The 22,908-nt window shown below is 58.9% G+C and carries 15 protein-coding genes; 11 read left to right on the forward strand and 4 right to left on the reverse strand.

Going from position 1 to position 22,908, the window contains the following annotated elements; all coding sequences use genetic code 11:
• The first annotated feature begins 119 nt into the window (after positions 1 to 119).
• The 6 genes from DIC75_RS01235 (at position 120) to DIC75_RS01260 (ending at position 11,985) form a co-directional block, all read left to right on the forward strand.
• A complete protein-coding gene (locus DIC75_RS01235) occupies positions 120 to 2,240 on the forward strand; it encodes a thioredoxin domain-containing protein (RefSeq protein WP_250986198.1) in 2,121 nt (706 codons plus the stop codon).
• A gap of 73 nt (positions 2,241 to 2,313) precedes the next feature.
• Positions 2,314 to 2,850 carry an OsmC family protein gene (locus tag DIC75_RS01240; protein ID WP_250986199.1) on the forward strand — a complete coding sequence of 179 codons (537 nt, stop codon included), beginning with the start codon at positions 2,314 to 2,316 and terminating at the stop codon, positions 2,848 to 2,850.
• Between the two features lie 189 nt (positions 2,851 to 3,039).
• Positions 3,040 to 4,065, forward strand: a complete 1,026-nt coding sequence (locus DIC75_RS01245; RefSeq protein WP_250986200.1) for a type II toxin-antitoxin system antitoxin SocA domain-containing protein — start codon at positions 3,040 to 3,042, stop codon at positions 4,063 to 4,065.
• 178 nt (positions 4,066 to 4,243) lie between these two features.
• On the forward strand, positions 4,244 to 4,726 hold the full coding sequence (locus DIC75_RS01250) for a hypothetical protein (RefSeq protein ID WP_250986201.1): 483 nt from the start codon (positions 4,244 to 4,246) through the stop codon (positions 4,724 to 4,726).
• A 223-nt stretch (positions 4,727 to 4,949) separates the two neighbouring features.
• Positions 4,950 to 8,063 carry an Eco57I restriction-modification methylase domain-containing protein gene (locus tag DIC75_RS01255; protein WP_250986202.1) on the forward strand — a complete coding sequence of 1,038 codons (3,114 nt, stop codon included), beginning with the start codon at positions 4,950 to 4,952 and terminating at the stop codon, positions 8,061 to 8,063.
• A complete protein-coding gene (locus DIC75_RS01260) occupies positions 8,053 to 11,985 on the forward strand; it encodes an SIR2 family protein (protein WP_250986203.1) in 3,933 nt (1,310 codons plus the stop codon). Before DIC75_RS01255 ends, DIC75_RS01260 begins: the two co-directional genes overlap by 11 nt.
• A gap of 525 nt (positions 11,986 to 12,510) precedes the next feature.
• On the opposite strand, the gene DIC75_RS01265 is transcribed toward DIC75_RS01260, so the two are convergent.
• Positions 12,511 to 13,881: an MBL fold metallo-hydrolase gene (locus tag DIC75_RS01265; protein WP_250986204.1), complete on the reverse strand. Its 1,371-nt coding sequence runs from the start codon at positions 13,879 to 13,881 to the stop codon at positions 12,511 to 12,513.
• A gap of 108 nt (positions 13,882 to 13,989) precedes the next feature.
• Positions 13,990 to 16,074, reverse strand: a complete 2,085-nt coding sequence (locus DIC75_RS01270) for an acetate--CoA ligase family protein (RefSeq protein WP_352151371.1) — start codon at positions 16,072 to 16,074, stop codon at positions 13,990 to 13,992.
• Positions 16,075 to 16,382: 308 nt separating this feature from the next.
• On the opposite strand from DIC75_RS01270, the gene DIC75_RS01275 reads away from it, so the two are divergent.
• The 4 genes from DIC75_RS01275 (at position 16,383) to DIC75_RS01290 (ending at position 19,858) form a co-directional block, all read left to right on the forward strand.
• On the forward strand, positions 16,383 to 17,534 hold the full coding sequence (locus DIC75_RS01275) for an iron ABC transporter substrate-binding protein (RefSeq protein ID WP_250986206.1): 1,152 nt from the start codon (positions 16,383 to 16,385) through the stop codon (positions 17,532 to 17,534).
• 30 nt (positions 17,535 to 17,564) lie between these two features.
• Positions 17,565 to 18,677, forward strand: a complete 1,113-nt coding sequence (locus tag DIC75_RS01280) for a FecCD family ABC transporter permease (RefSeq protein ID WP_250986207.1) — start codon at positions 17,565 to 17,567, stop codon at positions 18,675 to 18,677.
• Positions 18,674 to 19,441 (forward strand): ABC transporter ATP-binding protein, encoded by a 768-nt coding sequence (locus tag DIC75_RS01285; RefSeq protein WP_250986208.1) that lies wholly within the window; start codon positions 18,674 to 18,676, stop codon positions 19,439 to 19,441. Before DIC75_RS01280 ends, DIC75_RS01285 begins: the two co-directional genes overlap by 4 nt.
• A gap of 69 nt (positions 19,442 to 19,510) precedes the next feature.
• Positions 19,511 to 19,858, forward strand: coding sequence for a DUF1622 domain-containing protein (locus DIC75_RS01290; protein WP_250986209.1), 348 nt, complete (start codon positions 19,511 to 19,513; stop codon positions 19,856 to 19,858).
• A 16-nt stretch (positions 19,859 to 19,874) separates the two neighbouring features.
• Here DIC75_RS01290 and DIC75_RS01295 read toward each other — a convergent pair whose 3' ends face one another.
• Both DIC75_RS01295 and udg read right to left on the reverse strand, forming a co-directional pair.
• Positions 19,875 to 20,306, reverse strand: a complete 432-nt coding sequence (locus tag DIC75_RS01295; protein ID WP_250986210.1) for a bis(5'-nucleosyl)-tetraphosphatase — start codon at positions 20,304 to 20,306, stop codon at positions 19,875 to 19,877.
• A 6-nt stretch (positions 20,307 to 20,312) separates the two neighbouring features.
• Positions 20,313 to 20,930 carry a type-4 uracil-DNA glycosylase gene (gene udg / locus DIC75_RS01300; protein WP_250986211.1) on the reverse strand — a complete coding sequence of 206 codons (618 nt, stop codon included), beginning with the start codon at positions 20,928 to 20,930 and terminating at the stop codon, positions 20,313 to 20,315.
• Positions 20,931 to 21,381: 451 nt separating this feature from the next.
• Here udg and lysS point away from each other — a divergent pair, with 451 nt between their 5' ends.
• Entirely contained in the window at positions 21,382 to 22,908 is a 1,527-nt protein-coding gene (gene lysS, locus DIC75_RS01305; RefSeq protein ID WP_250986212.1) for a lysine--tRNA ligase, read from the forward strand.

Raw genomic sequence — 22,908 nt, forward strand, 5'->3', positions numbered from 1 at the left:
AGTGGTGGTTCTTCCGGAAGCACCCCTCCACCGCGAAGAGTCACCTTTATTAGCCTGCATCAGCACGTCAGGGTATGAACCCGGCACACGGACACAACCCGGAGGCACCAGGAGCACCGGTGCGGGAGAAATCGCCACCGAATCGTCTGATCAACGAACAGAGCCCGTATTTACTCCAGCATGCCCATAACCCCGTCGATTGGTATCCCTGGGGTGAAGAGGCTTTTCTCCGGGCGCGGGAGGAGGGGAAACCGGTATTCCTCTCCATCGGCTACTCGGCCTGCCACTGGTGCCACGTCATGGAGGAAGAGTCGTTTGCAGACCCGCAGGTCGCGAACCTCTTAAACGACGTCTTCATCTGCATCAAGGTGGACCGCGAGGAGCGGCCGGATATCGATCAGGTCTACATGGCGGCCGCCCAGGCACTGACCGGGGCCGGAGGATGGCCGCTCACCATCTTCATGACCGCCGACCAGAAACCGTTCTTTGCAGCGAGTTACATCCCCAAAGAGAGCCGCTACGGGATGACCGGTCTCTTAGACCTCATCCCCCGGATCAGCAAGATCTGGCAGGGCCAGCGACAGGAACTCGAGAACGCAGGGAACCAGGTGCTGGAATCGCTGCAGAACGCCGCCCGCACCCCACCGGGGGAGGGCGAGCTCTCGGAGGCGATCCTCGATGAGGCCTACGACACCTTCTTCCGGGTCTTCGACGGGGAGAACGGCGGGTTCGGGGATGCGCCCAAGTTCCCGACCCCGCATAACCTCATATTCCTGCTTCGGTACGGGAACCGGACCGGGAAGGAGCCGGCGTACTCGATGGTCGAGAAGACGCTGCACGCTATGCGGCGGGGTGGAATCTTCGACCAGATCGGCTACGGGTTCCACCGCTACTCGACGGATGCAGAATGGTTCGTCCCGCACTTCGAGAAGATGCTTTATGACCAGGCACTTCTCGTCGTAGCGTATACGGAGGCCTACCTTGCGACGGGGAGAGAAGAGTTTGCCCGAACCGCCCGGGAGACGATCGCCTACGTCCTGCGGGAGATGACCGATCCGGGCGGCGGTTTCTACTCGGCGGAGGACGCGGACAGCGAGGGCGAGGAGGGGAAGTTCTACGTCTGGACGAAGGATGAGATCCTCGGGGTTCTCGGGGAGGAGGACGGGGAGCGGTTCTCCCGAATCTTCGGCGTCACGGAGCCGGGTAACTACCGGGAGCAGCCCGGCGAGAGGAGGACCGGCAAAAACATCCTTCGGCTGCGTCGCCCTCTGGCTTCATGGGTCCACGTCTTCTCGACCTCGGAAGAAGACCTGGCCTGGTTCGTGGAGAGTTCCCGGCAGAAGCTCTTTGCAGCCAGGGAGGAGCGGGTCCGCCCGGGAAAGGACGACAAGATCCTCACCGACTGGAACGCTCTCATGATCGCTGCTCTCGCCAAAGCAGCCCGGGTATTCGACGAACCGGATTACCTCGCGGCAGCGGAGAGGGGAGCCGCGTTCGTCCTCACCAGTCTTCGCCGGCCGGACGGGCGGCTCCTCCACCGTTACCGGAACGGCGAGGCCGGTCTCGCCGCGACCCTCGACGATTACGCGTTCATGATCTGGGCGCTCATCGAGGTCTACGAGGCGTCGTTCTCTCCAGGCTACCTCCGGGCCGCCACCGAACTCTCCCGCGATCTCGTCGCCCGCTACTGGGACTGCACCCATGGGGGGTTCTTCTTTGTGCCGGATGATAGCGACGTTCCCGTCCGCCAGAAACCGGCCTACGACGGGGCGATACCCTCCGGCAACAGCGTGGCCATGTACGCCCTCTTCGCTCTCGGCCGGATGACGGCGAATCTCGAACTCGAGGAGACGACGAACCGGATGCGGCAGGCTTTCGCCGGTACCGTCCGCGAATCCCCTACCGCCTACTCCCACTTCCTCACCGGCCTCGAGTTCATGCTGGGGCCGAACTTCGAGGTGATCATATCCGGTGCTCCCGGCGCGGCAGATACGAAAACGATGATCAGCGCCGTCCGGTCGCACTACGCACCCGACGCCATCGTCATCTTCCGCCCTTCCGAAGAGGAGAGCCCGGAGATTGCGGAGATAGCCGGGTTTACCCGGGATATCGTGACTGTCGGCGGGAAAGCGACGGCCTACGTCTGCACCAACTACGCCTGCGACATCCCGACGACCGATCCAGACGAGATGCTGCGGCTCATGAAGTCGACGGGAAAGTCGCCGGAGCCGATCGTCTGATAGCAGGATTCCGGTGCCCGTCCGGCGAGAGATACGCCGGCGGGTGCTGCAGCCCGGTGAGAGGCCTGGTACGATGATGCGCAACGGGGTCGATATGGAGAGGGTGAACGCCCTCAAGGAGGTGGTGCGGAAGGATGCGGCGGCGGGCAGGAGAACCCTCTCCGGCATCACGAGCTGGAACGGCGGTGCGCATTCCACCACGATCGTCCGGAACTTCGCCATTCCGGCCGACGAACCGGTCGTCCTCGGCGGGACCGACCGGGGAGCAAGCCCGACGGAACTGGTGCTGACGGGTCTTTGTGCCTGTATCGCGACCTCTATCGCCTACAGCGCGGCTGAAGACGGGATCGAGGTCGATTCGATCGAGATCGATGTTGCGGGCGACCTCGACCTCAGGAGGTTCCTCGAAGTCTCCGACGACGTCCGGCCGGGTCTCGAGGAGATCCGCCTGACCGTCCGGGTGGATGCCGATGCACCGCGGGAGAAGATCGAGGAACTCGTGCATCATGGCTACCGGCGCTCGCCGGTTGCGGCTTCGCTTGAAGGCAGGGTGCCGGTCAGGGTCTGTATCGGGTGGGAGGAGACGGGGTCGGGTGGGACTCAGCGATGACCCGCAACGAAGCGGGGGCGCAGACGCATATCTGCGATTAGCGACGGGCCGAAGGTCTGGAGTTCGAGCACCGAAGGTGCGATGATGAAACCCACTTTCAGAAAGGGTTATCTTTTAGTACCTGTAATACGCACACATACAGACTTGTTTCCCCGCTTATAGCGGAAGCTTCAGGGTCGAGGTGATGGGATGCGGAAGCAGAAGTTGATCAATGCGTTGCTGTACGCAGTGGAGCACGACCGCCGCATCGGCCGGACGAAGCTCCTGAAGTTCATCTTCTTCGTGGACCTCATCTACTACAATCAGAGAGGAACAACGCTCTGCGGGACGACCTACATTCGCATGCCCAAAGGTCCTGCCGAGGCTGCGGCGTTCGAACTAACGTCCGAATCGAACGCATATTTTGACGTAAAGGCACCGACAACAAAGGCGTACCCGGGAAGGCGGACGTCGGGCGGCCGTTCCCGGAGCAGGAGCTATGAACCCTACGTATACCGCCCTAAGGTCCATGCGGATCTCTCGCTGTTTACGCCCTACGAGTGGGTGCTTCTCCGGACCGTGCTTCAGTGGATGAAGTTTCAAAAGGCAGACCGCATAAGCGACGTAACCCATCAGTTCCGTCTCTGGAAGGAGTTTTCTGACGGTGAGGAGATCCCGCTTGAGCGCTTCCAGTTGAATCCGAACGAGCTTGCATACTTGGAGTATTGCGGCCTGCACGCCGACGGCTTCGAGCGCACGTTCTGTACGGGAATCCTCCCCCTCTCCTCGGAGGTTGCCGGTGCGCTCCACCCCCTGAAGGCAGAGCGGATTGCCACCGTCGAAGAGATCTTAGACCACTTCATCGCGGCGTATCCGTTGCCCGCCCTTGAGATCTTCTACGACGCATACCTGGCGTGGGACGACGCATACCGCTCAACGCTCCGCCACAATCCCTTGCACGCCCCCACGCTTGCGGCCGGAGGCTGCGATGCCCTCTGTTTCGTCTCGCACGTCATCGCGACGAAGATGATCCCGGTTGCGTATAAAGAGGAGCAGTTGAAAGAGTTCTGCGACACCGCGGAGCGGCGCTTCAATATCGAGCGGGACGCGATCGCCCGCGATATTCCACCCTCTCTCCCCCCGGATTCCGACGGCGAGGTCTCGGCTCTCGTCGATATGGCGATGCGCATCTCCCGCGATCTCGCGTGCAGCGAGTCTCCGGCAGGGAGGAGGTAGCCTGCCCTATTTTCTCGACAGTAACGTCCTTATCGGGTACTACTTTCACGTCGCCGACACCTGGGGGAACGAGGCTGCGGATGTCTTCGACGATCCGGAGCCGAACCATTCCAGCACGGGAGTCTGGGCCGAGTGTTTCGGTGACGGGACGGGAGGCCGGTGCCACACCATTCAGCACGTGATCGTCCGTGAGTTCCGGCGGGCGGTTGCACACCTGAAACGGGGCGGCTCGACGGACACCCTTCTTGCCGAGGCCGAGACCGGCGGGTGGCGAACCGTCCCGCTTCTCCGGAATGTTGCCGGACTCTGCTGCGAGCAGCCGGGAGCGGCTCTGGATACACTCGCAGCGGTGAAAGAGCAGTATGAAGAACTCTGCCGGCGGCGGGGTTCCGTCCTCGAGGATCGGAAGATGCTGACCATCCATGCGCGAACGGAACCCTACCGCGAGATCTGGAACCGGTTCAGTGCGGTCATCGCTGACTATGACGACTGCGAGGTGCTCCTCGACGCCCACCACGTCGCCGCAACGATCAACGGCATGGTGCTCTACACCGGGGATTACCGCCACATCATCGCCAACCGGGATCTCATTCTTTCCGAAACCAGCCTCCACGACGTCCGGTACCTGGGCGATCGGACGGACCGCCCCCCGCTGACGTGAGAAACTGCGGGGGAAGTGGCGGCTTTGTGCCCCGGAGAATTTTGTGGGGAGTTCTGCCGGAGCCGGAGGATCTCCCGGTGGGTGCAGCCCGGTGAGCGGAATAAAGATGGTACTGGAGCCGGCGGATTCTAGCTGACAATAAAATCAATATCCCGCTCCTCCGGGCAGCGTGAATAAATGCAAACCCTAATGCCTGCCTCCTTTCCATATTCCATTGATAGCCATGCCCGCCCCGCCCGAGATCGTCGATCTGGTCAAGCGGTTCGACCAGTATTATGCAAAGTATACGTCACAGTCCTACAACGAGTTCCAGGTCAGAAAGGAGTTCATCGATCCTTTCTTTGAGGCCCTCGGCTGGGATGTGAACAACCGCTCGGGGCTCGATGAGCGTTACAAGGACGTGATTCACGAGGATACGGTGAAGGTGGAGACGTCCACCAAGGCGCCAGACTACTCGTTCCGGATCGGGGGTATGCGGAAGTTCTTCGTCGAGGCGAAGAAACCCGCCGTCAACCTCAAGGAAAACCCGGAGCCCGCTTATCAGGTGCGCCGGTACGCCTGGAGCGCGAAGCTGTCGGTCAGCCTGCTCACGGACTTCGAGGAGCTCATCGTCTACGACTGCACGGCGAAGCCTTCCCCGAAAGATAAGGCGTCGATGAAACGGATCGGCTACTACCGATACACTGACTATATCGAGAAATGGGACGAGATCGCGGCGATCTTCTCCAAGCAGGGCATCCTGACCGGCGGGTATGACGACTACGTCGAGAGCCTGAAATTGAAGAAGGGCGGGAAGGGCACCGCCGGTATCGACGACGCCTTCCTCGCGGAGATCGAAGGGTGGCGGGACATCCTCGCAAAGAACATCGCGCTCCGGAACAAAGACCTCTCGGTCCGGGAACTGAACGCGGCGGTGCAGAAGACGATCGACCGGATCATCTTCCTGCGGATCTGTGAGGACCGCGGAATCGAGGAGTACGGGCAGCTGAAGAGAATCGCCGCCGGGAAAGACGTCTACGAGCAGTTGAAGGCGATCTTCCGGTACGCGGACGACCGGTACAACTCCGGGCTGTTCCACTTCTCCGCGGAGGTTGGCCGCGAAGACCCGGACAATCTGACGCTCTCCCTCTCCATCGACGACAAGGTGCTCAAGCAGATCATCGGCCACCTCTATTACCCGGACTCGCCCTACGAGTTCTCGGTCTTCCCCGCGGATATTCTCGGCCAGGTCTACGAGCAGTTCCTGGGGAAGGTCATCCGCCTGACGGCCGGGCATCAGGCGAAGGTCGAGGAGAAGCCGGAGGTGAAGAAGGCGGGCGGGGTCTTCTACACGCCGACCTACATCGTGGAGTACATCGTGAAGCAGACCGTCGGGAATCTGGTCGAGGGGAAGGACCCGAAGGCGGTCGCCGGCCTCCACGTCCTCGACCCGGCCTGCGGTTCGGGGTCGTTCCTCCTCGGCGCCTACCAGTACCTCCTCGACTGGCACCTTGCGTGGTACATGGACAACCTGGTCCCGCTGCTCGCGAGCGGGAAGAAGATGACCGACCAGGCGGTGCTGGCACTTCTCCCGGTAAAACCTGCGCCGGCAAAAAGCGGCCGCGGGAAGAAGAGGCGGGGGGACGAGTACATCCTCCCGGTCTACCAGGCGACCGATACCGACTGGCGGCTGACGACGGAGGAGAAGAAACGGATCCTCCTCAACAACATCTACGGCGTGGACATCGACCCGCAGGCGGTGGAGGTGACGAAACTCTCGCTCCTCCTCAAGGTGCTGGAGGGCGAGAAGTCCGAGCGGATCGGGAAGCAGCTGACGATCACGGGGGAGCGGGTGCTGCCGTCACTCCATAACAATATCAAGTGCGGCAACTCGCTGATCGGCCCGGAGATCTACAACGACGTGCAGATGACCCTCGACGACGAGGAGGCGATCTTCCGGATCAACGCCTTCGACTGGAACCGGGCGTTCCCGGGCATCATGCAAGCGGGCGGGTTCGATGCGGTGATCGGGAACCCGCCGTATGTGCGCCAGGAGATCCTCGGGCGGGAGTTCAAAGACTACGCGAAGAAACACTACGCGGTCTACCACGGCGTCGCCGATCTTTACACCTACTTCATCGAGAAGGGAGTCTCGCTCCTCCGGCCGGGCGGGCAGTTCGCCTACATCGTGGCGAATAAGTGGATGCGGGCGAACTACGGGAAGTCGCTCAGGCAGTGGCTGAAGGAGAAGCGGATCGAGGAGATCGTGGACTTCGGGGATCTGCCGGTCTTCCAGAACGCCACAACGTACCCGTGCATCGTGCGGGTATCGACCGGGGAACCACGTTCAAGTTTCAAGGCGGCAAATGTCGATTCGCTCGACTTCAGCGATCTCATACAGTATGTAAGCGAGAAGCGTTTCCCAGTGATCCTGCGTTCATTGGAGAATTCAGGCTGGTCACTCATCGATGCAAAATCTCGCGACTTATTAAATAAACTTCAAGCGGTCGGGGTTTCACTCGCGGATTACATTCACGGGAAAATATACTGGGGAGTGAAAACCGGCCTCAACAAAGCATTTGTCATCGATGGAAGTACAAAGCAGCGTTTGATTAGCGAAGATCCAAGAAGTGCCCCATTCATCAAGCCATATCTCGCTGGAAAAGAAATTAAGCGCTATAGTCCACTCAAGAATTCGCAGTTCCTGATCTTATTTGAAAAAGGCTGGACGGATCTCAATTCCGAGGGGTACCGGAATAAATGGCTCTGGTTAAAAGAAAATGTGCCCGCAATCGCCAATTACCTGGAACCTTATGCAAAGGAGGCAGAAAAACGCTATGATAAAGGTGATTACTGGTGGGAACTCCGTGCTTGTGAATACTACTACGTATTCGAAAAAACGAAGATACTCTATCCTGAGATATGCCAAAGACCTGAGTTCACAATAGATGCTGAAAGACTCTATCCCAACAACAAGTGTTTCGCGATTCCAAAAGATGATAAGTACTTGTTGGGCATACTAAACAGCAAACTCACCACATTCCTCTTTGAGATTTTACTCCCTAAACTACGAGGGGGGTTCTTTATGCCGGCGGCAGTCGTTGTTCAGACCTTCCCCATCCACCCCATCGACCCCTCCGACCCCGCCGACGTCGCCCGCCACGACCGCATGGTCGCCCTCGTCGAGAAGATGCTCGACCTGAACAAGCGCCTCGCGGCGGCGAAGGCTCCGCACGAGAAGGAGGTGCTCGCCGGGATGATCGATGCTACAGACCGGCAGATCGATCGGCTGGTGTATGAGCTATACGGGCTCGCGGAGGAGGAGGTGGCGGTTGTGGAGGGGGCACATGCACGGTAATCTCCTTTTAGATGATCAAATCCACATTGAGCAAATTCGGAAATACCTGTGGAGCGGAAGAGAATATGGCAAAGCCGCAGTGATGGTCGGTAGCGGATTCAGCCGGAACGCCGAAAGATTCTCACAAACTACCCCTCCCTTTCCTCTTTGGAGCGACCTCGGAAGAATATTTTATGATGCCCTCAACCCCCAATGGAACGAACCTACATTGGGAAGCACCCGTCCGGTTTCCGGAGTGGCTGCCGTTAAATATGCGTCCGAGTATGAGGCCAAATTTGGGAGATTGGCTTTAAACAATCTTTTACTCGAAAGTACACCTGACAATAAGTATTCTCCTGGAAACCTGCATGAACTCCTACTATCATTACCGTGGTCAGATGTTTTCACCACAAACTATGACACCTTGCTAGAGCGAACACTTCCAAGAATATTTGATAAAAAATACGATACGATCGAGAATATTAACCAGATCCCTACTAAAATGAAACCACGAATAATCAAATTGCATGGAAGTTTCCCGTCAAACTTCCCGTTTATTATAACCCAAAAGGACTATGACGACTACCCTAAAAATTTTGCTCCGTTTACAAATTTGGTTCAACAATCAGTAATGGAAAATATCTTTTGCTTGATTGGTTTTTCTGGAGATGATCCAAATTTCGTCAGATGGGTCGAGTGGGTTAGAAAGTATCTAGGAGGATATGCTCCCCCAATCTATCTGTGCGGGGTTCTAGACGCGAACCAACTTGACAGAGATAGGTATGAGAATAACGGCGTCAAGATGATCGATCTTGCACCATTATTCCCTCGTACTGAGTGGCCAGACTCTGATGAAAGGCACCGATGTGCTATGGAATGGTTTTTGTGGACGTTAAAACTTGGTGAGCCTCAAAATAAGTTAAGATGGCCTAAACCCACAAGGGTTCCACAACCCAAACTCAGTAGCAGTTTTATTCCCCAACTTCCACCGGGTACGCCCCCTCTACCTAACTTGGGGCCAGCGAGTTCTAAGGATAATAAAATCTCTCCAGAGGGTCTCATCGAACTGTCTAAGAGATGGCACGAACAGAGACTTCACTATCCGGGTTGGGTTGTTACTCCCAGTGAGAATCGTGCGGTGATTTGGAATTATACTCATGGCTGGATAAACCCTATCGTAAATTCGATTGGATCTCTCGATTTCCCTGAGAATCTCTACTTGCTCTTTGAACTGATCTGGAGGCTTGATAAAGCCCTTGTCCCACCCTATGGTAGGGTTGCTGAGGCCTTAAGGAAGTTATTGATCTCAATAAATCCATACCCCCAGATCATTCATCAGGATGAGGCAGAATATAGGCCAGACGTTGAGGAAGTAAGAGAACTTAATTGGAAACGGATCGGCGAAAGTTGGGTTTATCTCGCCTTTGCTATGGCAAGGCAAACGCGTGAGTTCTTCAATGAGAATGAACACCAACAGTGGATGGGTTGGCTGGAAAAAGTAAGTGAATTGAAAAAGGAATGGAAAATCAGATATTACTACGAAGACTCATTGTACAATCTTTTCAAATTCAACCAGGATCAGGTTCACGAGATTCTCGAAACATGGCCAGAAGATTACGATATCCCTCATCTTGCAGTTAAACGCGCTGCGATTCTTGCAGAGTTAGGAGAATTGGCCGACGCGGAGCGGATATTGCATGATACACTAACCCAACTTCGCTCCCACTTACAATCTAATGTTGACGACTATGCCTTACTCTCGCAAGAGGGTTGGACGATGAATTTGTTGCATCTGATTAGTCATAGCAACCTATGGCCTCTCGATGACACCCTTACTGAGGAATTCCATAATCGATGGGAGCGATTGGGATATTACCGGTGTAGCCCTCTGCCTGATATTGAATGGTTGAAAACGGGCGTTAGTACTCCTACACCAGCATCCGTCCCACGGTTTGAAAGGAAAAGAGACTTTGATCCCGGTACAGTGACGAATACAATGCATCTCTTCTCAGGTCAAGACTTTGATAGGTATCTTTCAGCATTTTCCTTTTTGAGACTGTATGAGGATGCAGGCATGCCGATGATGTGTGGATTTGTCTCAGTCTACTCAGAGGAAATTGCCAATGCGTCGAACGCTATCGAAGACCTTGCACCTTATTGGTCTTTAAACGCATTAATTCGGTCACGGAAAAATGACCATGTAAATACGCGGTTTAACCGCGCATATATTGCTGCTCTCAGCCAAGAACAGGTAGATGCATATCGTTCGTTATTATTCAATTCCCTCCAAAAATCAGTAAAATACTTAATCGAAAATCCTTCCATTAACCATCGAACTAAGCCATCTTTTCCATATCGACAGACCATAACACTCTCTGAACTCCTCTCCAGACTTTGTATTAGATTTTCACCGTCAGAACTGTCACAGTTACTAGAAACAACAAGCGAGATGTACAAAAGCCCTGTTTTTTATCGCGATCCTGCGTTGCACGATGGTATCAAGCACTTATTCCAGAGAATCTTTCACACAATGACAGATGATCAAATTTTATTATTACTCCCACAGTTGCTATCACTTCCTATAGTAAATGAAGACAACTACCGCCCTGCAATCGTAGGGCATTGGATCGAACCGTTTGAATACATCAACCTCGGGAAAAATGTTACCATTCCCGAAAATCTCGATCAAAACGTAATCAAAATACAGATAGCGAGACTAATACGAATTGCAAAGCTGGAGGATAACGAGGCCAGGTCACGCGCGCTCTTGCGATTAGTTTTCCTAATCAATACCAGAGCGCTTGATGAGGCGGAAGAAAAGGAATTTGCCGAGGCTATGTGGGATAGAATTGATCCAAATACAAGCCTTCCAGGTCAAACGTCATTCCTCAAATCAGCATTCTTCAGGCTCCCTCAAATTGAAAACGGCGATGCAAAAGAGAAATTTAGAAACTACTTATCCTCAATACCGATCCCTAGGATAATCGTCCGCAAATTTGCACCAGATGGTAAACAAATAGGTGTAACAGCACATGTTTCAAACAATCTCTCAAACTACCTAAGTGAGTGGGAAAGTGCATCTCCACCAAGAACATGTCCCCATACCTGTGAGGACGGCAAGTACATTGATTGGACTCCTGATGAACGATCTGCTTTGCTCCTCAAAGTCGAAGAAGTGTGGGATGATCTAAAGGAACTCTTAGGTGATCCCAGCAAAAATTTGGAACCATACACTCTGGACTCGCTCCATTCGCAATTTTCTGGGCTTGTCAGATTACTCAACGCTGTAATATTACCTAATATTCACCAACTGCGTAAAGACCAGGCAGAGAAACTCAAACTCCAACTGTTACCTGAGATGGAAGATCTGGGGGTTAATGTCCTTTCAGCCTATCCTTTTGTTCTTTTGATAGACTCTAGTTATTATGAACGGGTAACTGCTCTGTTGCGGGAGGGGATCATTTCGCCAAACCCTTCTAAAGTGCATGATGCGCTGATTGGAATTTATCACTGGATCTGCTGTAGCAGAAACGAAAACTGTTTGTCACCCCCAGAAGACTTACTGAATGAATTGGTGCATAAGATATCTACTCGTCGACAACCCGAACTGGATATGGCCCTGAATATCGCCGCAGCAACTGTGGAAGGCTGTCCAGGTACTTTTTCTCAAAAGCAACTGCAGGAACTCTATATTGGACTAGAATATCTTCTCGTTGAGACAGACCTTGCGCACGAACATGAGAGCGATGCACGTTGGGATCAGCCGATATCTATACCTCTTAACGAAAAACCAGACATACGGCGGTATTCGGCAGTTTTAGCGCATGCACTTCACAAATATTGCACTGCTCATAACAACGGTGTGCCGACAGTGCTCGACAAATGGAAAGAGATCTGTAAAAGCGATCCATTGCCGGAAGTGCGAAAAGCATGGAAAATGTAAAGCAAATGGATGGATTGAACGAGACACAATCCAATCCTCTTTGTTCCGTGTTAACTCTCCCATCTCAGCGTTTTTACTGTGATGTATCACGTTGAGAGAAAAGGCCATTAACTTTAGACCCTCAACCGGCAGACCACACTCCCTCCGGTCGGCCGAAGCCCGCACCTTCGGTGCTCCGTTCCGTCCCACGAGCCTCACCTCCCTTCGCTCATGGCGTCTGCCGGGAAGTGCTCGTCGTGCCATGCTCAGTACCGTGCTCCTCGCACGGAGGGCGGTCTTGCGTCACCCCTCAAACGACCCCCACCGCCCGGCGCTTCGCGCCTCCTCACTCGCACCTGACGGTGTTCAAACTCCTTCCCCGCAGGGGAAGTCGTTCCGCCCCCGCCGCGGGGGGGCGGGCAGTGCAGGGCGATGGGTCGTAGATGGGGAGACACAACCAACCGAACCGATCCCCCTGTGACGCTCATAATAGAGGGAGGGGGTCTGCCGGCCAGAACCCCGCGGACCAACCGCCACACCTATGAGTCAGTCCTTGAGAAGCGGATAGTTCGCCGCTGCCCAGCCGACAGTGCCGCCGAGCAGGTTCGTGACGTTCCGAAAGCCGTGCTTCTCGAGGATGCTCGCGGCAAGGCTCCCCTTGAACCCGACGTCGCAGTGGACGACGATCTGCTTCTCCTCGGGGATCTCCGCCAGGTGCTCTTCGAGGTGCCCGACGTAGATGTGGTGGGAGCCCGCGATGTGGCCGTCCTCCTCCCGGTGGTTGACGTTCCTGACGTCGAGGATCCAGACCGACGGGTCGTCCAGGTGCTCCGCGAGGTCGGTGGGGGACCAGGTGCCGGCCCGCTCGATCTCCTCGCCCTGCCGGAACCAGGCCGCAAACCCGCCGGCGAGGTATCCCGCGATGTTGTCGTAGCCGAGCCGCACGAAGTGGCGCACCACGCGGTCCAGATCCAGGTTGAAGTCGTCCACGAGAACGATCGGGTCCTCGTAATTCAGGTAGTAGCCCATGTAGAGGGGGAGGCCCTGCCGCCAGATGTTGAGGGTCCCGGGGATATGCCCCCCGGCGAAACTCGTCGGGGACCGGATATCGACGATCTGCGCCTTCTTGTCCAGGAGAAAGCGGATCTCCCTGGCCGAATAGGCCCGCAGGTGCGGGAGGTTGTAGATCAGGGGCGGGCCTTCCCGGTTGAGTTTCCGCATCATCGTAAAATACGGCGGCTCGTAGAGCCGTTCGTTCACCTTAGACTCGACGAACTCTTCTCTCTCCATGGAGAGCAGCCGGTTGGTTGCCTTTTCAAAACCGATGGTCGTGTACTCCCGGTCGCTGATATTCCCGCCGCAGACCGAACCGGCGCCATGGGCGGGGCAGACGATCACCCCGTCGGGAAGCGGGAGAATCTTCTCGTGCAGGCTCGCATAAAGCATCTCGGACATCTCCCGCCGCAGGTCTTCGCCGGCAAGATCGGTTCTCCCGACATCGCCGGCAAAGAGCGCATCGCCGGTAAAGACCATCAACGGGTCGTCGGAGACGGACCGGTCGCGGAGCAGGAGCGATATGCTCTCCACGGTATGGCCGGGCGTCTCCAGGACCTCGATCTCGAGCGATCCGATCATGAACGTCTCCCCTTCCCGGACGCCGGTGCCGAACCCGAACGCCTCCCGTGCCCCGTGCAGGATCTCCGCCCCGGTCGGACGGGCGAGCTCCCGGGAGCCGATGACATAGTCCTCGTTCTTATGCGTCTCAAAGATCTTCGTGATCTTCATGTTCTCGCGCCCGGCGATGCTCCCGTAGATCAGGCAGTCGCGACGCGGATCGATGACCGCCGCCTCCCCGCCCGACCCGATGACGTATGAATTGTGAGCAAGTATCTCGGATTTTATCTTCTCAAACAGCATCCGTATCCATCTCCCCGGGGAACGGGTTCCGTTTCCCGTTCCGATGTGCGGGAATACGGGAAGGGCATATAAAAGGTTTCCGGGGGAATGCGGAGAGCGGGACGGACGTTACCATCCGTCGCCCGGACACCGGTCGGCACGGGGAAGGTGGGACTGCTTACCCTGCCGGGTGGCCCTGACCTCGAGGATGCTTCCCACCGCCTTGAACGCATCTTCAAGTTCCGAGAAGTTCGGGATCCGGCAACCCCGGAGGATGCGCAGGCCGCTCCTGATACTGTCGCCGCCAAGCATACAGCCCACCACCATCTTCTCCGTGTTCCGGGAGAACCGGACGATCTCGTTTGCAACGTGCGCCGGATCGACGAGCGTGGTCGGCACGGCGATCACGAACGCGATGTCCCAGAAGTCCTGGTGCCGGATCAGCACGTCGAAGAGGGCGGCGAACCGGGTGGCGTCGGCATCACCGAGGATATCCATCGGGTTTGCGTGGTTCCAGTACGGCGGCAGGAACGCGTTCAACTCGCGAAGCACGTCGTCCGGGAGGTCGACCATATCGACCCCGTGCGTCTCGGCGTAGTCGGAAGAGAGGACGGCGAACCCTCCCGCACTGGTGATGGCAATCGCCCGTTTTCCCTGCGGGTAGCCCTCGGACGCCAGGAGCTCCGCCAGGTTGAAGGCGTCCCGAAGGCTCCGGGCCGGTATCACCCCCGCCTGCTTGAACGCCGCGACATACACATCGTAACTCCCGGCAAGCGAGCCGGTGTGGGATGATGCCGCAGCCTTGCCCTTCAGGGACGACCCGGACTTCACCGCCACCACCGGCTTTCTCCCGGCAACCTCACGCACGATCTGGGCAAACCCGCGTCCGTCCAGGATCTCCTCGACGTACAGGGTGACCGACCGGGTCTTTTCGTCCTGCTCGGCAAACCGGAGGTAATGTTCAAACCCGAGGTCCGCCTGATTGCCCACCGAGACGACGGCAGAGAACCCGAACTCTTCAGGGAGGCTCCAGTCGACGACGGTGGTGATGATCGCGCCGCTCTGGGAGATGAAGGCCACGCCCCCGGGCCTCGGTGAGACCGGGTCGAACGTGGCGTTGATCCACTGGTGCGGCATCATGATCCCGAGGCAGTTCGGACCGATGATCCGGATAGAGTGCCTGCGCGCGATCGTCGTGACCTCCTCCTCGAGGGCCGCGCCGTCACCGCCGATCTCGCGGAACCCGGCGGTGACGATGATCGCGAGCCGGACGCCCTTCTCACCGCACTCCTCCATCACCCCCGGGACGAGACGGGCCGGCACGGCGATGACCACCCAGTCGACCGGGCCCGGGATCTCCTTCACAGAGGCGTAGGCCTTGCGCCCGAAGAGTTCCGCCCGTGCCGGGTTGACCGGATAGAGGTCCCCGGGAAAGGATAGGAGATTCCGGAGGACGGAGTAGCCCACCTTGTTCGGGCTTGCGGATGCGCCTATCACCGCAATGGATTTCGGATAGAAAAGATCCTGGGGCGCCCGGATACTGAGGCGGGCGGCACCGCCTCCGGCGGTATCCCCGACGATGATCCTCGCATCGACGACGCTGGCTCCTTCTTCATAGACGATGACCGGGTTCAGGTCGAACTCCCGGATCCGTGGGTCCTCGACGAAGATGCGTGCCATCGCCGCGATGATCCGGACGAGGGCCTCCTCGTCCTTCGGGGGCTCCCCCCGGTATCCCCGGATGAGCCGGTAACCCTCTATCTCGTGGATCATCTCGCGGATCTCGTCTTCGGTGACGGGCAGTACCCGGATGGAGACATCTTCGAGGAGTTCCACCAGTTTCCCTCCGAGGCCGAACGTGATGACTTTCCCGAACGACGGGTCGGTCTTCCCGCCGATCAGCACCTCGAGCCCCCCGGGCATCTGTTTCTCGACGATGATGCCGGTGACCGCCGCTTCCGGGGCCCTGGCGGCACTGTTCCTCATGATGGCCCCGAACGCCTCCTCGGCATCATCCGGTCCCTCGATCCCGGTGATGACTCCGCCGACATCGCTTTTATGGATGATCTCCGGCGAGATGATCTTCATGACGACGGGGTAGCCTATCCGCCCGGCGGCCGCCCGTGCATCGCCGGCGCTGGTGGCGAGGTGATGGGGCGGCACCGGTATCCCGCACGAGTCCAGCAGGCGGTATCCCTCAGATTCGGTTAGCATTCTCTCCGGCATGCATATCCCTCATTGTAGGCCGGTCGTGCATGACCGGTGTCCCGTTCCAGGGATTAGTCCGGTCGGCCATAATAGTTATCCATCTCGTGGGAACGGGCCCGGTTTCCGTCGGAGAGCGCGATAAAGGCGGCATACGGCGTTCGGACCCCGTGAGCCCGGAAGGGTCCGCCGGACTTCGGGGTCGTGGACCAGTACGACCGACTGTCGGTGAAGTAACACGAATCAAAACTGCGTCATACCAGGTAGGTCTTATTCCGTTAACTATAATAAACAGTGTTACTATTATTGGTATTAGTATGCCTCTATGCCGATACGCCGGGCTGCTTGCGGCCCTCGTTGTACTTATGCTCGCCGCCGGGTGTACCGGCACCGGGACCGATTCGACCGTCGCCCAGGGCAACACCAGCCAGACCGTCACGATCACCGACGGGTTTGAGCGGACGGTCACCGTCCCGTCGCCCCCGGAGAGTGTGGTCTGCTCGGGCTCCGGAGGTCTCCGTTACCTCGTCTACCTGCAGAGCCAGGACCTCGCCGTCGGCGTCGACGACCAGGAGAAGAAAGAGCAGGTGATGGAAGGCCGGCCTTATGCCCTCGCTTGCGGGTCGCAGTTCAAGGACCTCCCCCTGATCGGTGAACTCAGGGGCAAGGACGACCCCGAGAAGATCCTCGGCATAGGCCCCCAGGTCATCTTCAAGACCGGGTCCACCGGCACATCATACGGGACCAGTGCCGCCGAGGCCGACAAACTCCAGGGGAAGACCGGCATCCCGGTCGTGGCCTTCCCCTACGGCTCCCTTCGGAACGACGCCGAGAAAACCGAGATGTACGCCGGCCTCCGCGCAATGGGCAAGGTTCTCGGGAAAGAGGACCGGGCCGAAGAGGTGATCGCCTACATCGAGGCGACGATAGCCGATCTCGAGGCCCGGACCGGCGACATTCCCGAGGCTGAACAGAAAGCGGTCTACATCGGCGGTGTCTCCTCGGCGGGCGCCCACGGCATCATCTCCACCGAACCGGCCTATCCGCCGTTCCTCTGGGTGCATGCGAAGAACGTCGCGGCAGGTCTCGGCACGGCTCACGCCGATGTCGCGAAAGAGGCGCTCGTCGACTGGGATCCCGAATACATCTTCATCGACGCCGGCACGATCCAGATGGAGAACGACGGGGCAATCGGCGAGCTGAAGACCGACCCCGCACTCCAGGGCCTCTCTGCCTCGAAGGAAGGCAGAGTTTACGGTGTTCTCTCCTATAACTTCTACAACGTGAACTACGAGACCGTGCTTGCCGATGCCTACTTCATCGGGAAGACCCTGTATCCCGACCGGTTCGCCGATGTCGATCCGGAAGAGAAAGCGGACGAGATCTATACGTTCTTTGTCGGCAAACCGCTCTTTGAGGAACACAACAGTGAGTACAGGAGTCTCGGGTTCACCGCGATCCCGCTGTAATGCGGGGCTTGAGCAGGAGGGTATGAAGAGATGCACTTTGCAGACGGGGCCATCCCTGCGGAATACCTGGGATATGTGCGGAAGAAGAATCTCTGGATACTTGGCGGGGCAGTCCTCCTCTTTCTCCTCCTGATCGTATCAATTTCGGTTGGTGCGGTCAGCATTCCCCCGTACGACGTCTTTCTCTCCCTCGTGAACGGCACCATCGACCGGATCAACGTGCTCCTCCACCCTGGCACCGCTCTCACCGTATCCAGCACAGACCTGATCGTCTGGAACATCCGCCTCCCACAGGCACTTGCCGCGATCGTCGCCGGGGTCGGGCTCTCGGTGGCGGGAGTCGCCATGCAGTCGATCCTCCGAAACCCGCTCGGGTCGCCGTTTACGCTCGGCATCTCGAACGCCGGCGCATTCGGGGCGGCCGTCTCGGTCATCCTCCTCGGCGCGGGAGAGATGCACTCTTCGGTCGCTAACGCCGTCACCCTGAACAACCCCTACCTGACGACGATGGTGGCGTTCATCTTCTGTCTCCTCGCGACAGCCGTGATCCTGCTCATCTCCCGGATACGCGGGGCGTCTCCCGAGGTGATGGTGCTCGCCGGCGTCGCCCTCTCCTCCCTCTTCACGGCGGGGACGATGTTTCTGCAGTACTTCGCCGACGATACCCAGCTCGCCGCAGTCGTCTTCTGGACGTTCGGCGACGTCGGCCGGGCCAGCTGGCAGGAACTCGGGATCATGGCCCTCGTCACGGTAGCGGCCTGCCTCTACTTCATCGCGAACCGCTGGAACTACAACGCGATCGACGCCGGCGACGAGACCGCAAAAGGGCTCGGGGTCAGCGTCGAAGCGGTGCGTGATATCGGAATGGTCGTCGCGGCCCTCGTATCCGCCGTGATCGTCTCGTTCCTCGGGGTCATCGGGTTCGTGGGCCTGGTCTGTCCGCACATGGTGAGGAGACTCATCGGCGACGACCAGCGCTACCTGATCCCGGGGTCCTGCGTGATGGGCGGGATCCTCCTCCTCGCCTCGGATACCGTCGCCCGGGTCATCGTGGCGCCGTACATCCTCCCCGTCGCCGTGCTCACGGCATTCCTGGGCGCACCGGTCTTCATCTACCTGCTTCTCAGGGGGTACCGGCGATGATCCTCGACGTCGCCGGCGTGGCGTTCAATTACCGGAGCGTTCCGGTCATCCGGGATATCACGTTCGACCTCTCGCCGCACCAGATCCTCGCGATCCTGGGGCCGAACGGCGTCGGAAAGACGACGCTCTTAAAATGCATGAACGCCATCCTGCGGCCGAAGACCGGGTCGGTCCTCATCGAGGGGGCGGACCTCCTCACCGCAGACCGGATGGAGATCGCCCGCAAGGTCGGCTACGTTCCGCAACGGTGTGAGGCCGGCCGGATGACCGTCTTCGACGCCGTCCTCCTCGGGCGCCGGCCGCATATCGGGTGGGACGTGACGGAGGCGGATATCCGGATCGTCGAGGTGGCGATCCGGATGCTCAACCTCGAGGACCTGACGCTGCGCTACATCGACGAGATGAGCGGCGGGGAACTCCAGAAGGTGAGCATCGCCCGGGCGCTCGTTCAGGAGCCCCGGGTGCTGCTCCTCGACGAACCGACGAGCAGCCTCGACCTCAAAAACCAGCTCGAGATCCTCGGGATCGTCCGGCGAGTGACAACGGACCACAACGTTGCCGCGGTGATGACGATGCACGACCTGAACATGGCGCTCCGCTACGCCGACCGGTTCATCCTCCTAAAAGACGGTGTCATCCACGCCGCGGGGGGCCCCGACGTGGTGACGCCGGAGACCATCGAGGCGGTCTACGGCGTTCCCGTGACTGTCGAGCGATACAACGGGTTCCGCTTCGTCGTCCCCCTGGAACCGGAGAGCGCCTGAGAGCCCGGGCAGCGCCCGGGCCCGCGAAAAACCGCGGTCGGGGTAACGTATAAGTCCACCCTCGCCGATATGCCCGCCGGGCATATGGTGCTCGAAACGTTCATCGGGATCGCCGAGATAGTCCTCGGAACATTCGGGGCGCTCTTCATCGTCTACGGAGCGGTGATCGCGATCGTCGAGCTCCTGGCACGGGAGACACGCGTCAGAGCGCTGAGTTACCACGACATCCGGTGGGTCTTCACCACGCGTATCCTGATCGGCCTCGAGTTCTTCGTTGCCGCCGATGTCTTGAAGACGATCCTCGAACCGACGCTCGAGGATCTGACCATCCTCGGGGCGCTCGTCGCCATCAGGACCGTCGTGAGTTACTTCCTCGGGAAGGAGGTGAGCGAACTCCCGGAGGACAGAAAAATGTAAGGAGGGTGTTTCGGGGTCACTCACCCTTCCGGTCCCGCAGCGCCGTCAGGTGCTTGTGTGCCCCGGCGACGACCCTTCGGGAGTTCGCGAAGGTGATCGCGCGCAACGCCTCGTCGTGCGGGAGCCACTGATAGGCGATATGTTCGTCCGAGAGTGTCACCTCCGCTTCCGGGGTCTCGATCAGGTAGTAGACGACCTCCTTGTAGACCGTGTGCGCCCGGCGCTGGAAGAAGTAGTGGACCTCCTCCCGAAACCCGGGGACGAACGTGGCTCGCGTGATCCCGGTCTCCTCCTCCAGTTCGCGGAGCACCGTCTCCTCCTCGCTCTCGCCGCGCATGCCGTGCCCCTTCACCAGGTCCCAGTGCCCGGCCCCGTACTGCAGGATGAGGTACTGGAGATCCGTATCCCGCCGGACGACGACCGCACCGTATGACCGCTCTTTTGCCATGGCCCTTCAGTCCTGTATCGCAGATCCCCCGATACCCGTAAGTTCGCGCCCGACGACCCGGAAATCCTCTTCCAGGGCCCCCCGGTATGCCGGGTTGTAGAGCGCGGCGGCGGGGTGGAGGGTGGGGATGAGGCGGACCGGGTGGCCGAAGAGGAGGCCCGGGTAGACGGTCCCCCGGATCTCCGTGATCCGGTCGAACTCGACCGGCAGGAGGGAGAGGATGTGCCTGCTCGAGTGCCGGCCCAGCATCACGATCACCTTCGGCGCGACGAGCCGGATCTGCTCCTCAAGATACGGGGTGCACGCCCGGATCTCCTCGTCCCGGGGGTCGCGGTTCCCGGGGGGCCGATGCTTGACGATGTTCGCGATGAAGACGTCGTCCCGCGAGAGACCGAGCCCTGCGAGGAGGCCCTCGAGGAGTTTCCCCGCCCGGCCGACGAACGGTCTCCCGGTGAGGTCTTCCTGCTTCCCCGGCGCTTCGCCGATCAGCATGAGGTCGGCTCCGGGGTTCCCGTCCCCCGGAACCGCATGATGGGTGTTCTCCCAGAGGGGGCATTTCCGGCACTCGCCGATGACGGCGGCAAGCTGTTCTATCGCTATCTCTCTCCCCGTCTCCTGCACCATGCCCACACTATTGACGATAACTCGTATAACCTTCTTATGCATTGCGTTTTACCGCCGGCGCCGGCGGACTCCGGGGAGCGTTCATTCCACTGTCCATCGTGGCATCACCCGTGGCGACCGGGGGCGGGTCTGCGGCCCGTTCGCCGGGCTCACCTGCGGTGCTCCCGCTCCGGCCCTGCGGCCCGTCGCACTCTGTTCCCGCCCGTCCGCAACTCGCACCTGCCGGTGCTCGAGCTCCGCTCCTCGGCCAGTCCGCAACTCGCACCTAGCGGTGCTCGAACTCCGGCCGCTCGCTACGCTCCCGCCCGTCGCCACTCAAAATTAATACCCCCAAAGATGAACATTATATAGAATTTCCCGGCGAGCGTGCGGCCCGGCCTCACCGGAACGGCGGCGAACCCGGGTTTTCGGCCAGGTCTCGGGCTGCAGGACGAATGGAGCGATTTGTACAATGAGCGATATAGATCATACCTGTTTTGACACGGCAAAGATCGATAAGATACAGGATCTGCGCGAGCGCGGGGTGACGATCTACCCCTATACCTTCGACCGCAGGGATACCGTCGATGAGATCAAGGAACGGTTCTCCACGATCGAGCACGATAAGAGCGAGGAGGAGGTCAGCACCGCGGGCCGCATCTACATCGTCCGCCAGCACGGCAAGACGATCTTCGCGGACATCGGGGACTCGACCGGCAGGATACAACTCTACCTCCGCAAAAACGACCTCGGCGAGGAGCAGTTCGACCTCTTCAAACAGTACGTCGACGCCGGCGACATCGTCGGCGTCGTCGGCCACGTCTTCCGGACGAAGATGGGCGAGATCACCATCTGGGTCGACCGGTTCGAACTCCTCACAAAGTCGGTATGTCCCCTCCCCGAGAAGTTCCACGGGCTCAAGAACGTCGAGACCCGCTACCGGCAGCGCTACCTCGACCTGATTATGAACGAGGAGAGCCGCGAGACCTTCCGGACCCGGAGCAGGATCATATCGCTCCTGCGGCAGTTCCTCTTCGAGCGAGACTTCCTGGAGTTCGAGACGCCGACCCTGCAGCCGATCTACGGCGGCGCGAACGCCCGGCCATTCACCACCCACCACAACGCTCTCGACCAGAAACTCTACCTCCGGATCGCGCCGGAGCTCTACCTCAAGCGTCTGGTCGTCGGCGGTTTCGACAAGGTCTTTGAGATCGCGAAGAACTTCAGGAACGAGGATATCGACACCAACCACAACCCCGAGTTCTCGATGGTCGAGATTTACGAGGCCTACCGGGACTACAACGACATGATGGACCTCACCGAGGAGATCCTCGCTCACCTCGCGGAGAGGGTTCTCGGGACGACCACCTGCTCGTTTGCCGGGCACGACCTGGACTTCTCCCGCCCCTGGCGCCGCCTCTCGATGGAGGAGGCAGTGCGGGAGTACGCCGGCATCGACATCCAGGCCATGAGCCTCGAAGAACTCCGTGCGTTCGGCCTTGAGCACTGCGTCGAGGGCTGCGAGAGCGCGGAGACCCGGGGAGAGTATCTGGTGCTCTTCTTCGAGCACTTCGGTGAGAAGCACCTCATCCAGCCGACGTTCGTCTACGACTTCCCGATCGAGAACTCGCCGCTTGCAAAGAAGCACCGGGAGAAGGAGGGGCTGACGGAGCGGTTCGAACTCTTCATCGCCGGGATGGAGATGGCGAACGGCTTCTCGGAGTTGAACGACCCCCTCGACCAGAAGGCCCGGCTCGAACAGCAGGACGCGAAGCGCCGGAAGGGCGATCTCGAGGCGCAGATGATCGACTACGACTTCATCAACGCGCTCGGCTACGGGATGCCCCCGACGGGCGGTGTCGGCATCGGCATCGACCGCCTGGTGATGCTCCTCACCGGCAAGGACTCGATCAAAGAGGTGCTCCTCTTCCCGCAGATGAAGACCGCCGTCCCGGGACCGAACGGGGCAGAGCCGGAACAGAACGACGGGGAAGAGTGA

Origin of the sequence: Methanoculleus oceani (assembly GCF_023702065.1) — an archaeon.
Lineage (GTDB): Archaea > Halobacteriota > Methanomicrobia > Methanomicrobiales > Methanoculleaceae > Methanoculleus > Methanoculleus oceani.

What these genes read in the sequence shown, in the direction of transcription:
- DIC75_RS01295 (WP_250986210.1), bottom strand. Translation starts at nt 20,306, where the DNA reads ATGGCAAAAGAGCGGTCATACGGTGCGGTCGTCGTCCGGCGGGATACG.
- DIC75_RS01290 (WP_250986209.1), top strand. Translation starts at nt 19,511, where the DNA reads ATGCCCGCCGGGCATATGGTGCTCGAAACGTTCATCGGGATCGCCGAG.
- lysS (WP_250986212.1), top strand. Translation starts at nt 21,382, where the DNA reads ATGAGCGATATAGATCATACCTGTTTTGACACGGCAAAGATCGATAAG.
- DIC75_RS01270 (WP_352151371.1), bottom strand. Translation starts at nt 16,074, where the DNA reads ATGCTAACCGAATCTGAGGGATACCGCCTGCTGGACTCGTGCGGGATA.
- udg (WP_250986211.1), bottom strand. Translation starts at nt 20,930, where the DNA reads ATGGTGCAGGAGACGGGGAGAGAGATAGCGATAGAACAGCTTGCCGCC.
- DIC75_RS01275 (WP_250986206.1), top strand. Translation starts at nt 16,383, where the DNA reads ATGCCTCTATGCCGATACGCCGGGCTGCTTGCGGCCCTCGTTGTACTT.
- DIC75_RS01285 (WP_250986208.1), top strand. Translation starts at nt 18,674, where the DNA reads ATGATCCTCGACGTCGCCGGCGTGGCGTTCAATTACCGGAGCGTTCCG.
- DIC75_RS01280 (WP_250986207.1), top strand. Translation starts at nt 17,565, where the DNA reads ATGCACTTTGCAGACGGGGCCATCCCTGCGGAATACCTGGGATATGTG.
- DIC75_RS01265 (WP_250986204.1), bottom strand. Translation starts at nt 13,881, where the DNA reads ATGCTGTTTGAGAAGATAAAATCCGAGATACTTGCTCACAATTCATAC.
- DIC75_RS01245 (WP_250986200.1), top strand. Translation starts at nt 3,040, where the DNA reads ATGCGGAAGCAGAAGTTGATCAATGCGTTGCTGTACGCAGTGGAGCAC.
- DIC75_RS01260 (WP_250986203.1), top strand. Translation starts at nt 8,053, where the DNA reads ATGCACGGTAATCTCCTTTTAGATGATCAAATCCACATTGAGCAAATT.
- DIC75_RS01255 (WP_250986202.1), top strand. Translation starts at nt 4,950, where the DNA reads ATGCCCGCCCCGCCCGAGATCGTCGATCTGGTCAAGCGGTTCGACCAG.
- DIC75_RS01240 (WP_250986199.1), top strand. Translation starts at nt 2,314, where the DNA reads ATGATGCGCAACGGGGTCGATATGGAGAGGGTGAACGCCCTCAAGGAG.